Genomic DNA, 13,056 nt, shown 5'->3' on the forward strand with positions numbered 1-13,056 from the left:
CTTAAGGAGGAAGAACTCATGGATATATTAGGTTATCGCCGTCCCGATGGCAAAGTAGGCATTCGTAATCATATTTTAATTATCCCCACTTCCGTCTGTTCGAGCACCGTCGCTGCAAATATAGCCAATCAAATTCCAGAAGCAGTGGCACTTCCCAATCAACACGGTTGCTGTCAAATAGGTCCCGACCACCTGCAAACTGTTAGAACATTGATTGGCTTCGGCAAAAATCCAAATGTCGCTGCCGTACTTGTCGTGGGTCTTGGATGTGAAGGGATTCCTATTCGAGAAACTGCCGCTGAAATTGCTGCATCCGGCAAACCAGTTGAGGTAGTCATTATCCAGGAAATCGGCGGCACCTTAAAAACTGAAGCTGAAGGCCTGCGCAAAGTAAGTGAATTAGTCCGCCAAGTTTCACATCTTCAACCCCAAAAAGTCGATATCAGCGAACTAAGTTTAGCTATAGAATGCGGAGGATCTGACTTCACCTCAGGACTTGCCTCTAACCCTGCTGCCGGTATCGCTGCTGATCTATTAGTTGCTGCCGGAGGCAACGTCATGTTGTCTGAAACCACGGAATTTATCGGAGCAGAACATGTCCTTGCACGTCGAGCTAAGACGCCGGAAGTTGCTGAAAAACTATTTCAGATAGTGCACGACTGTGAAGAACGGGCAAAGTTTTTAAACGTCGACATTCGTGATGGACAGCCTACCCCTGGTAACATTGCTGGCGGCATTAGCTCCATTGAAGAAAAATCTTTAGGGTGTATCTATAAAGCAGGTCATGCCCCCATTCAAGACGTACTCAAGTATGGAGAAATCCCTAAGGGCAAAGGGCTTTATATCATGGATACGCCTGGTCAAGACATTGAATCTATTACAGGAATGCTCGCTGGTGGAGCTACGGTTGTGATCTTTACTACGGGACGCGGAACTCCAACCGGTTCTCCGATTGCACCGGTCATCAAAATTACCGCAAATAGTCGGACCTATAAGACGATGGAAGACAACATCGACCTTGATGCATCCCCCATTGTCTCTGGTGAAGAAACCATCGAGCAAGTTGGACATCGAGTTTTTGAAGAAATCCTGGCAGTGTCAAATGGAAGAAGAACAAAAGCAGAGAGCTTAGGATATAAAGAATTTGGAATTTACAAGATCGCACCCACTTATTAATCAGACGAAATTTACGGTAGAAAAAACTTCTTGGTCATCACTAATACAAGTTAACACCGTCGAAGAAATTATTGAACCCTCATCAGTACTGCTCAGTTTCATATGATTCTCATTATTTAAGAAGGAACCCTCGCCGGCGATTACCGGCCAAGGGCTCCTTTTGACTCCAATCCACACTTGGACCAGGTCGATATTATCCTTTAACCAAACTTGGTGCTGCGCACCCCTATGTCCCAGCACATAACCACCTAAAAGCATTTTATTTAGGAAACCATGTAAACCTTTTCACGGTTTCACTTCTTTACCATTCATCCAATTAACATAGCTCCAAGAAAAAAGCTCCATCGGCATTTCACAGCGACCGGTGGAGCTGGATCATAATTATCCGCGTATTTTATCAAGTGTCTGCTTTATCTCAATAAGAAAACGTTCTGTACTGACAGTTTTCTTATTAGGGAGTTCCGAGATAAGCGCCAGATCTTTTGTCATAATTCCTGCTTCAATTGTTTTCAATGAAGCTTCCTCTAATCGATTGGCAAATTCAACCAATTCCTTTAATCCGTCAAGTTCTCCGCGTTTTCTTAAGGCACCCGACCAGGCAAAAATTGTCGCCATTGAATTCGTCGAAGTTTCTTCCCCTTGAAGATGTTTATAATAATGCCTAGTAACAGTACCATGGGCAGCCTCATACTCGAAATCGCCATCCGGTGATACCAATACTGACGTCATCATTGCTAAACTCCCAAAGGCCGTAGCGACCATGTCAGACATAACATCACCGTCATAATTTTTGCATGCCCATATGTAACCTCCTTCGGAGCGTACCACTCTGGCGACTGCATCGTCGATGAGAGTATAAAAGTATTCTATCTTAGCTTCTTCAAATCTTTCCTTATATTCCTGATCATAAATTTCCTGGAAGATATCTTTAAAGGTATGATCATATTGCTTGGAGATTGTATCTTTGGTGGAAAACCACAAATCCTGCTTTACTTCAAGCGCATAATTAAAACATGCTCGTGCGAAGCTTTCAATGGATTGGTCAAGATTGTGCATTCCCATGAGAACACCCTTATCTTTGAATTCAAAAATCGTCTGACGAGTCTCTTCCCCTTTTTCGTTGGTAAAGACAAGCTCGGCCTTACCAGGTCCGCCTACTCTATACTCTACATTTCTATAGATATCTCCATAGGCATGACGGGCAATTATAATGGGTTTCTTCCATGAAGGTATTAATGGTTGAATACCCTTCGCAATGATCGGAGCGCGAAAAACAGTTCCATCAAGAATCGCTCTTACAGTGCCATTAGGACTTTTCCACATTTGTTTAAGGTTGTACTCTTCCACTCTCTGAGCATTTGGTGTAATCGTCGCACATTTGACAGCTACCCCATATTTTTTGTTTGCCATAGCAGCATCAATTGTGATTTGATCCTCTGTTTCATCCCGTTTCTGGAGACCAAGATCATAATACTCTGTTTTTAATTCGATGTAGGGTTTAAGTAAGATTTCTTTAATGGAATTCCAGATGATTCTAGTCATCTCATCTCCATCCATCTCCACTAACGGGACATTCATTTGAATTTTCTGCACGTTTCGATTTCCTCCTTAGTGATGGCTCATTGAATGTAGGACTTGTCCTATATCTAATGTTTTTATACTTCGACAAAATAAATGTTATTCCTTTTCCTCAAACACACTATCAACTAGCTTTATCTCCGTTATACAATATTATTCGTTAACCTTGATCTTTAACCCCTATAAAAGCCCCAGATTTTTAAATCAAGCTACTAACCTCCGCATTTCAAATTGAAAAACCTGCCTAACTTTAAAAATTAAAATTGATTTTTTTCGATTATCAAGCTATTCTATTCATTAATACATTTCGCATGTCTACTCTATTTAAAAGCAGTAATGTATACTTAGAAGGGAGTATCTTACCACATGAAGCTCTTGAAGGACAAAATTCGTAATAGCGCTAGAATAACTGAAAATAGAATCATTCAAGTTGATAGTTTCTTGAATCACCAATTGGATATCACCTTGTTCAATGAAATAGGCAAGGAATTCAAACGCAGGTTTTCAAGTAAAGAAGTTACAAAAATTGTAACCATCGAAACCTCTGGTATAGCCATTGCAAGTATTACTTCTCAATATTTTGATCATGTACCAGTAGTCTTTGCAAAAAAACATGCCGGACTCAATATGAATCGCGATGTTTACGAATCGAAAGTTTATTCTTATACTAAAGACCAGGAATATACCATTAAAATATCCAAAGAATTTATATCCCCAAATGACAAGATACTGATTATCGATGATTTCCTTGCTAGTGGCAGTGCACTCCTGGGTTTAGTTAGTTTGGTATCTCAGAGCAACGCTGAAATCTCTGGAGTGGGTATCGTCATAGAAAAATCCTTTCAAGGGGGAAGAAAACTCGTAGAGGATAAAGGCTTGCAGGTAGAGTCTTTAGCGATTATCGACGCGTTGAAAGACGGCCAAGTATTTTTTAAATAGGCTAAAATTAAGCACAAAGCTAGGGATTGACCCCTAGCTTTGTGCCTTTTTTTGCGACTTAAATTATAGTTTCGAAAACAGAAGAAGAACTGTTTACTTTATTAGCAATGCGCTATATTATAGAACTTTAGGCGTGCTAGACGCAATTATGACGACTTCTTATGAGAAATCTATTATTGATGAAGAACTCGACAAAGCTCTAAAATTATATATGCGAACCAACTTTTGCAGATCAAATTCTATAAAATTATTTATGAAAAGAAACTGGGTTCATATTTATATGACCGTGCACTTCTAAATTTTGTCCTTGCATAATATGGAATAAACAGGAAAAAGGAGTGCTTATCTTGCATAAGATGTTTCATACAGTAAAGTCAGGGGATACCCTTTGGAAAATAGCTCATCATCATCACACTTCTGTTCATCATTTGCTTCATAAAAATCCTTCGATAAAGAACCCTGATCTGATTTATGTTGGTCAGAGAATTAAAATTCATTAACCTTCCTGCTTGATAAAACAAAATAAATTTACTTTTAAATGAGGATGTCTTACAAGACATCCTCTTATCTTATCTTTATTGGCTTCCAGCCAGGTCAAACTGTATTAACTCTGCCTCTTTCATCCCTCGAACAAAATGATTATTCCTTTACTGCGCAGGTTTTCCAAACACTCATTAAGGTACTTTTCATTGTGTTCGGGATACACAAGAAACATCTCGCTTTTCTCGTCTCTCAGATGTTGAATTTCTCGATAATCAGGCTGGAATCGCGGTGCCGATTTCCCACGGTATCCTGGATCAATCCAATAACTTTCGGGATTGTATCCGCGCCCCTTCATCTCATTCATTACCTGTATATGATAGCTCCACAGTCGTTCTAGAGAATAGCGAAAAACGTAATCAACTACAGAATGAGGCTTTCCCCAACTGTTCCCGCGAAGTGCACAGCATTCCCTATGCTGTCCCAAAAGTTGTTGTCTTGGCAAAAGTGGGAGCAAATTTTCATGCCATAGACGCATACACTACTCTCCCTTATTTTTTGAGGTTTTTACCTATATAATAATTTCCGCAATACGTCTTTATCCTGCTCTAAGGGTGATAAAATATTCGCATTAAACAGCTAAGTTATATCTTACCAACTCAAGTCACTCAAACTAAATCCCACTATTTCTCTGTCATAAAAACCTTTGGTTTGATTAAAACTAAACATATTTTAGAATGTACACTAAAAGGAGGAAAAACAAATGAACTCGAAATACTTAAAACTTTTAAGTTCAGTCGTTATTAGTATGTTGCTAACAGCTACTGTATTTACCTCAACACTTAATGCTCAAACCCCATTCAATAGAACAAATATACCCGCACAAGTAAAAATCACAGCAGCCTCTCTAAACGTAAGATCAGGACCATCTGCATCAACTATAAAAGTCGGTTTACTTTATAAGGGCCAAATAGTAGATTGTATTGGCAAAATAGGTGCTTGGTGGGTAGTCCATTTAGAAAATGATACTGTAGGATTAATTACAGACAAATATGCTAACCCATATTATCCACCAAGTCCTGCTCCAGGACCCACTCCAGCTCCGGAACCTGCTCCAACTCCTGCACCCACTCCGGCTCCCAGTCCTGAGCAGCCGGCTATTGGAGTGGATGAACAAAAAATGCTTGATTTAATAAATACTGAGCGCTCAAAGGCTGGGATTGCTCCCCTAAAAACAGATACCAAGTTAATGGAAGTCGCCAAAATTAAAGCAAAAGATATGGTAGATAACAATTATTTTTCCCATACTTCGCCAACTTATGGTTCCCCCTTTGATATGTTAAACAAGTTTGGCGTAACATACCAAACAGCTGCCGAAAATCTTGCTGGAAACTCAACAGTAGAAGCTGCTCATAATGCTCTAATGCAGTCAGAAGGCCACCGTAAGAATATCTTAAATCCCAGCTTTAACTATATAGGTATAGGTATTGTTCCCAGCCCTGTTTATGGGAAAGTTTTTGTTCAAATGTTTGTCGGACGTTAAATTTTAATTGCTAAAGCTTATTCGATTATAAGAAGTTCTTAAAATCATTACTCCCCCCGAGAGTAATATGATAAGTGCTCTAGGGGGAGTTATATAATCAATTTAACATAGGCGTTTTTATGATTGATTGAGAGCTGGTTTTGGTCATCACAGTCTTAAATTTTGCCCATGATCCTTAAACCACTTTCTCCAATCTGCGTATTCCGGCATAAACTCTGCAACCCTCTGCCAAAACTGATTAGAATGATTGAGATGGGTTAAATGGGCCAGCTCATGAATAATTATGTAATCCATCGCTGGATCAGGGGCCATAATAATACGCCAATTCAAATTAAGATTACCTTTACTTGAACAACTCCCCCATCTTGTCTTCTGTTCCTTAAGTCGAAATGTTTGGAAGGAAACCTGCATTCTCTTGGCCTGTATATCAAGCTTGTCCTGCAGAATCTTGCGCGCTTGCGCTTTATACCATAACTTGAGTGCTTCCATGATATTCGACGCACAGTCCTGTTCTAGTAAATCCATAGGCAAATTGACCACGAGCGATTGACCCTCCAGAAAAACTCTAATCAATTTACGTGGATACCTTATGATTTTTAACTCAATGGTATTTCCACGATACAAAAACTGTTCACCATCGATATATCTTGCAGGGCTTTTCATCGCATCTTGCTTCACGAGCCAATGTTTTAAAATCCACTCCTGCTTGGCATTCACTAAGTCTTTAAGTTGCTTGGCAGACACATTCTTGGGCGCTGAAATGCGAACGCGATCTTCAAGAATGCTCAGTGTTATTCTCCGATAACGAGTACTCCTTCGTTCCTCATAAGGAATAGTATGATCTCTTATAGTCAGTTGTTCCATTAAAGGTTGCTCCTTACTGAATATGGCCTTTCAAATTTTACAGTAGCCTAATCTTTGATTGGTGTCAATACGCTCGATATAGTCTTACATATAAGTAACCCTCAAAGCGATCCTACCTAATCACTTTGAGGGTTACTTTGTATTCTGCACGCAAGTTCAGCAATCAATCTCTACATTCAGTTTGAAGTTGGTTTAAGATGTTAACAACCTCTTGAGAAGCTTTGGTCATTTGCACAAGAATTTGTTCTGCTTTTGCGGAATTTCCTCCTTCGAAAGCTTCTGCTGCTTGGCGGGCTAGCTCATGAACTTGTTTATGTGGGACTTTTAAATCATTAAGAGCAGGTAAATGGGCGCATTTATTGTTTGCTAAATTATCTACCCATTTTCCTAGACGACAATCATGGTGATTACCAACTTCACTAGACTTAATTTTTTCAAAGCCCAATATCATGTTGTATATCCGCCAAGTCCAGAGCAGATGGTCCGTCTTGTATAGTTCTAAGGCTTGGAGAATATCCATTTCAGGGACTCTCTGAATCTGCTCAAACCTAATGTTTTGCAGATCCCGACTGAGGTTATAAATCCCCTGGCCTGTAATCATAGCGATATCATTGATATTCTCCGAAGCCTGGGACACCGTACCAATACTCCTTGAAGATTCCTCGCTTGCAGCACTTTGTTCCTCGCTTCCAGCTGCAATATTATGCATGTCATGAGCAACAGACTCGAAATTCCGAATAATTTGTTGCAGGGACTCGGCAGCCTCTTGCATCACAGACTTTCCACTCTGCATTGTCTGACTAAGTGACGTAATCTTTTTTGTTGTTTCTACTGAATTATGGCTTAAGTCAGCAATTTTATGACTAATATCCGAAACTGATCCTTTCGTATACTCCGCTAATTTACGCACTTCATCTGCAACGACTGCAAAGCCTCGGCCATGTTCTGCCGCCCGAGCTGCCTCAATGGCCGCATTGAGAGCTAACAAATTAGTTTGGTCCGCAACTCCTGATATCACCCCCACAATTTGCTCTATCTCCTGCATTGAACTCATAACTTCCTGAACTTGCTGACTAACTTTTTCAAACTCATCAAAGGAATGCTCCACAAATTGGATAGCCTGTTCAATTTTTTGTCCTCCAGAAACTGCGGCCTTGGTTGATTCCTCTACAAATCCTGATGAATTGGTTGCTGATACGGCAACCTCACTGGCGGCAGCACCTAATTCTTCAGCCTGCGCCGAAAGATTTCCCAGTTGCATGGTCTGTTCTTGAATTTGTTTTAGCATCTGACGAATCGACGTCATACTTGTGAGATCTTGAACTGCTCTATCAAGATTTTTCAATGAGAGCTTCACCGAGTCTTGTTGCTCCGAGATGACACGATTCAAAATTTCAACAGCCGGATTTAAAGGACTTGAAGAATCGAGGTCGATATCGATCTTGTGTGTAAAATTGCACCCTTTTAAACACTGATATAACTTTTCATAATCTGACTTTTCGTCACCTATCGGAGATTCCTTTAATATTTTTTTAGAGAATAATATTTCGCTCACGTCCCCTTAGCTTCAAAAATTAAAATAATTTCACATTGAAATTCTTTCCTAGTTATAGCAAGTTTTTAAATTTTCGAACTCAATTTACCATTTTGAATTCTTAGAGTTATTATAGGTGCATTAGATTCTAAATTCTATGATTCACATAGATATATTTTCAAACAAAAAGAGCAGCTTATCTATCCTTGAAGGATAAATAACTGCTCTATTGACATAAAGAATGTGCCTTAATATTAGGCTAACTTTAGAACCATAATAAAGAGGCTAATTTTATTAAAACCTAAACTTAGAAATTTCTTCTTGTAATTTTTCGGTACTTTTCTTCGAGCTATTTGTTAATTCTAAAATACTATTAGACTTCAGGGTGATTTCTGTGGCCTCTTGAGCAATATTTGTCGTTGCACCAGCCCCCTCATAAGCTGCCTTGGAAACTCCATCAATCGTCAAGAAAACCTCTTTCATCGAAGCTAAAATTTCTTCTGAAGCAGAGCTAAACTCCGCAACGAGATCATCTACAAACTTTGCATCTTCATTATACCTGTCCGCAACATCGAGCATCGTACTATAATCGTCATGAACATCTGCCGACATAAATTGGAGCAATCTATTGGCGCTGTTAGTAAGACCATCCACCGCACTCATAACCTTGACTGTAATATCTTGTATCTTAATGACAGTATCTTTGGACTGCTCGGCGAGCTTTCTTATTTCTTCCGAAACTACTGAAAAACCTTTCCCTGCTTCTCCCGCTCTGGCTGCTTCTATTGCCGCATTTAAGGCTAGAAGGTTAGTTTGTGCGGTTATTTGCATTATGGATTCAGATAAAATACTAATTTGGTTAACTATTTTTGAATTTTCGATAGCTATTTCAAGTTCATCCTTAGTCCCTAAGAATATGTCGAAGGCCTTTTTCTGTGCTACATTAACCATTTCTTTCGTTTCTGATGCTCTATTATTAATCTTCAAGACTTCTAATGCACCACTTTGAGCACTTTTAGCTAATGATTCAACAGTTTTCTCAATTTCTTGAGCAGTAGCTGTCATTTCTTCTGCTGAAGCAGCAGTTTCTTCCATACCCGCAGACAATTCTTCAGTGCTTGCAGATACATCTTCTAAACCCGAATTTAAAGCATTTACATTTTCCGAAACACTGCTTACCACAACTTCTATATTTTTAGCTTCACTTTGTACATTCATTATCATATTTTTAATGTTTTGTATCGTACTATTTAGTCCATCTGCAATTTCTTTAATTTCATCGTTTGAAGTTACCTCACAGGTATTTGTTAAATCTCCTGAAGCAATTTTGGTGAGGGAACTATGAATTCTAGCAATGTTTTTAGAGATACTTCTAACAAGGAGCACCGAAATAATAATTCCCAATAGAATGGCAACTATGGAAAACGTGGCAATAGAAATAATAATTTTGGTTACTTGCGCTGCTACACTGCCTTTTTCTACTCCAACAAAAAAAGCGCCAATTGTCTTGCCATTGGAGTCTTTAATCGGAGTATACTTTGTCTGATAAAGCTTATCTGTTACAATCGCATCTCCCTCATAAATTTCTCCTTGCTTTATAACTGTATTTGCCACTTGTTCAGACATTTTAGTACCCGTCGCTCTTTTCCCATCTATCATAACATTAGTAGCAATTCTTGTATCAAATAGAAATATTGTGCTAATGGAGTCCGTATCGCTTTTTATAGCATCTACTAACTCGTTATCATCATTTATTATTTTCGTCCCTTTTAAGAGTTTATCTCCATCAGTTTGCCACTCACCTGGATATTTTTCATCCAGTAGTCTGTAACCGCTTTTTGAACTGCTTTGAATTTGTTGGCTTACATTTTTCTCCACCATAGCATTAACTCGATAATAAACGTCTGCTAAAATAGCAACTGCTAGGAATATTAGCAAGGAACTTATCGTCAAAATAATTTTAGCTTTAAATTTCAAATTAACTCTCTTCATAACTCATCTTCCTTTTTAAATGTAAAGTAAAATACTTACATTATAATTATATATAATATCTTAATAAATTAAAAGTAGGATTTTATTCTATTCTTAATTATCCCGTGAACAGTTCATTTTCGAATTTCACTATCAATATTAATGAAATCCTCTGACTATATTATAAATTTAATTAAACCTCTTTTCTATATCCTTCGTGGATATAACTTTTAACAAATAAATACGTTTCTTGTCTTTTGTGGATATTTATTCCCTTATTTTATCTAGGGGTTGGATTACTAAGCATCAATTTGTGTAATTTGATGGCAGTAGCTAGGGCTAACCTGATATCAACATTATCGAGGGACACGCCTAGAATCTTTTCTAAGCGTTGTTTGCGAAAAAGCAACGTCTTATAATGAATAAATAACTTATTCGCAGCATCTTTTAGGTTATTATTTTGCAGAATCTCTTCTAGAGTAATTAAAAGGTCTGATCCTTTTTCAAAGTCGTGTTGAATAAGAGGGCCTACCATTTTCTTAACAAATTCTAAGGAATAGTCTTTTCCGTAAATTAAAGAAAGAATCTGGAAAAGCCCCACGTCCTTATGGTGATAAATTCCCCCTTGATCTTGTACTTGACATTGTGCTGAAATAAGAGTGTTGCTTGCTTCTTGATAACTATTCTTTAAACTGTTAGCACCACAATGGATATCACTTATTCCTATAATAATATTAAAATTCAGTTTTGCTCTGCTAATTATCTCCTTAAGTTCAGACGCTGCTTTCATACTTTTTTCCCAAGAGTCCTGTGAATTTCCGTCCTGACACAATACCCCTATTTTATCTCGATTATCCCAGACAATATATTTTGTATGAGTACTTATAAGATAGAGGATTTGATTCATTTGACTCTTTGATAGTTTAGAAATTTGGCCGTTTTGATTTTTTACATTAGATTCTTGGAGATGAATTAAGCAACAATATAACGGATTATCGAAATTAATCCCAATTTCTTTGGCCATTATGAGTGTTTTTTCATTGTCAATTATCATGCAGCTAAGAATATCATTTATAAAATCACTTTTACGTTGCAATTCATATGTGAATTTAAGCATTTGATCAACTTCAAGACGCCCCGTGATGTCAGATATGACTACAACGACAGTCCTCTTCCCGTTCATCCGGTATTGCATCGGACCTAAACGACCTTCAATATAGCGTTTCTCAGACCCAAAATACATTTCTCGAATCATCGTTTTATTCTCGCCAGTTGCTACGACATTTCTGACGTCTTCAAGCATCAAATCGGCAAGTTCTTGAGGAAACAATTGATGAAATGTCATTCCCTGCATTTTTATACTCGGCTCCATTTGCTCTCCACTGTTTCCAAACACCTCTATATAGCGGCCATCTTCGTCAACGATGGCACTGGCATCAGGAACAGCTTGAGCAAAGTCCCTTAGCTTATTTTCGCTTTCTAATATTCGACTCTCTGTTTCTTTCATTTTGGTAATATCAGTCATGGCTCCTACTGCCCGTACTGGTTGCCCTTTTTCATTGTGGATGATTTTCCCTGTGGCATTGACCCACCGGTATGAACCATCTTTGTGACGCATACGGTGCTCGACTTCATAATGGTCGGTCTTTCCATCCCTGCTTTGTTGTACTGCCAGAGTAATTTTCTCGTTATCTTCGGGATGCCAACGACTTTGCCACTCTTTTGCACCACCAGTTAGCTCATGTTCTTCATAACCAAGAATCCCTTTCCATTGTTTATCCATATAGGCAGAATCGTTAATCATATCGTAATCCCAAATCCCTGATTTTGTACTAGAGAGAACCAGTTCTAAACGATCACGGTTCTCCCTCAGTTCTTTTTCAACCTGTAATCTTTCCGTTACATCTACAATTGATAAAATAATATGTTTTTTTCCTTCTAAATTAATGATTCGTGAAGAGATTTCTACATCTCGAATTTCACTACTTTTGAGTCTATGTTTGCTAATCAAGTTTTTAGGCCTGCTTATATCCTTCATCCACTCAGAGATTAATGACGGCTCCCCTATGTCTAGGTTAAATATCTTCAGCCTCAGGAATTCATTAGTGGAATAACCATAATAATCAATCGCGGTTTGGTTCACTTCTGCAATGTCCCCTGTATCTATATCTATAATAATCATAGCCGTTGGACTAAAGAAATAAATTTCTTGGTACTTATCCATGCTATAATGCTCAATTCTCTTAGGCATAAATTTACCTCTCTCTTATATATCTCCATATTATTCTATAATTCGACATTTTAATGAGATTACCTTTTAAACTTATTATTTGGCTATAAAATTTTCCACAGTATCATTTCTAACTATAGGCACTGCTAGTATAATCATTCAGATATTCTATGGAATTGAAAAAAGATGACTCCTGTTTAAAGAAATCATCTTCTTTATGTGCCATAGCCATTAAAATGTCCTTTTGCCAGCCCCTGGCTTGGCGTATATTAACGCCTTCCCAAATTCCTATTGATACGAAATCGGCTTTAGCCTGCTATTATTGAAGGCTATTTACCAATCAATTGGCTCTCGATATTGTAAAGAATCTCACAATCACAATTTCCATCATTCTTTTTAAACACCTCAAAGATTTCGTTAATTTTTCCTCTGCTTAATTGCATTTGAGTAAGGATTTGTTTGCTCAAACGCAGCGTATGGTCACAGTTTAGTCCGGATAGTTTCTCATTTAACCTGTAAAAAAACATTCTGTGAAAGAGTAAACTTAGTAATTCGCAGTCCTTGTTAAGGCTTGCTTTCTGTTGATTATAGAGAGAGTCATATTCAAGATTTATCGTTTGTACTCCAGAGACAAGTCTGCGAGTGACTTCTTCTTTTATTAGTTTATAGTGGCTCGGATGTAAAGACAAAAAGAATCAAAAAGATAATGTACCAGATATTTCATATTAATAGTATTCCTTT

The 13,056-nt window shown here is 38.0% G+C and carries 11 protein-coding genes; 4 read left to right on the forward strand and 7 right to left on the reverse strand.

Annotation, left to right across the window (positions count from 1 at the left end; all coding sequences use genetic code 11):
• Window positions 1–18: 18 nt before the first annotated feature.
• Window positions 19–1,176, forward strand: a complete 1,158-nt coding sequence (locus M8E35_RS22165) for a UxaA family hydrolase (protein ID WP_252472589.1) — start codon at window positions 19–21, stop codon at window positions 1,174–1,176.
• 381 nt (window positions 1,177–1,557) lie between these two features.
• Here the strand turns inward: M8E35_RS22165 and M8E35_RS22170 are convergent, their stop codons facing one another.
• A complete protein-coding gene (locus tag M8E35_RS22170) occupies window positions 1,558–2,769 on the reverse strand; it encodes an NADP-dependent isocitrate dehydrogenase (RefSeq protein WP_252472591.1) in 1,212 nt (403 codons plus the stop codon).
• A gap of 351 nt (window positions 2,770–3,120) precedes the next feature.
• Here M8E35_RS22170 and M8E35_RS22175 point away from each other — a divergent pair, with 351 nt between their 5' ends.
• Both M8E35_RS22175 and M8E35_RS22180 read left to right on the forward strand, forming a co-directional pair.
• Window positions 3,121–3,693, forward strand: a complete 573-nt coding sequence (locus M8E35_RS22175; RefSeq protein WP_252472593.1) for a xanthine phosphoribosyltransferase — start codon at window positions 3,121–3,123, stop codon at window positions 3,691–3,693.
• 356 nt (window positions 3,694–4,049) lie between these two features.
• Complete coding sequence (locus M8E35_RS22180) at window positions 4,050–4,193, forward strand: LysM peptidoglycan-binding domain-containing protein (RefSeq protein WP_252472608.1); 144 nt, start codon at window positions 4,050–4,052, stop codon at window positions 4,191–4,193.
• Between the two features lie 119 nt (window positions 4,194–4,312).
• Here the strand turns inward: M8E35_RS22180 and M8E35_RS22185 are convergent, their stop codons facing one another.
• Window positions 4,313–4,711, reverse strand: a complete 399-nt coding sequence (locus tag M8E35_RS22185) for a TIGR02328 family protein (protein WP_252472595.1) — start codon at window positions 4,709–4,711, stop codon at window positions 4,313–4,315.
• Window positions 4,712–4,936: 225 nt separating this feature from the next.
• On the opposite strand from M8E35_RS22185, the gene M8E35_RS22190 reads away from it, so the two are divergent.
• Window positions 4,937–5,716, forward strand: a complete 780-nt coding sequence (locus tag M8E35_RS22190) for a CAP domain-containing protein (RefSeq protein WP_252472597.1) — start codon at window positions 4,937–4,939, stop codon at window positions 5,714–5,716.
• A 147-nt stretch (window positions 5,717–5,863) separates the two neighbouring features.
• On the opposite strand, the gene M8E35_RS22195 is transcribed toward M8E35_RS22190, so the two are convergent.
• From M8E35_RS22195 to M8E35_RS22215, 5 genes are all read right to left on the reverse strand, one after another.
• Complete coding sequence (locus M8E35_RS22195) at window positions 5,864–6,580, reverse strand: M48 family metallopeptidase (RefSeq protein ID WP_252472599.1); 717 nt, start codon at window positions 6,578–6,580, stop codon at window positions 5,864–5,866.
• Between the two features lie 163 nt (window positions 6,581–6,743).
• Window positions 6,744–8,135, reverse strand: coding sequence for a methyl-accepting chemotaxis protein (locus tag M8E35_RS22200; RefSeq protein ID WP_309446496.1), 1,392 nt, complete (start codon window positions 8,133–8,135; stop codon window positions 6,744–6,746).
• Window positions 8,136–8,408: 273 nt separating this feature from the next.
• Window positions 8,409–10,106: a methyl-accepting chemotaxis protein gene (locus M8E35_RS22205; protein WP_252472601.1), complete on the reverse strand. Its 1,698-nt coding sequence runs from the start codon at window positions 10,104–10,106 to the stop codon at window positions 8,409–8,411.
• A gap of 259 nt (window positions 10,107–10,365) precedes the next feature.
• Window positions 10,366–12,336, reverse strand: a complete 1,971-nt coding sequence (locus tag M8E35_RS22210; RefSeq protein WP_252472603.1) for a PAS domain S-box protein — start codon at window positions 12,334–12,336, stop codon at window positions 10,366–10,368.
• A 308-nt stretch (window positions 12,337–12,644) separates the two neighbouring features.
• Entirely contained in the window at window positions 12,645–13,004 is a 360-nt protein-coding gene (locus M8E35_RS22215; protein ID WP_252472604.1) for a DUF2695 domain-containing protein, read from the reverse strand.
• Window positions 13,005–13,056: the final 52 nt, after the last annotated feature.

It is taken from the genome of Desulfosporosinus nitroreducens, assembly GCF_023897015.1.
Taxonomy (GTDB): Bacteria; Bacillota; Desulfitobacteriia; order Desulfitobacteriales; family Desulfitobacteriaceae; genus Desulfosporosinus; species Desulfosporosinus nitroreducens.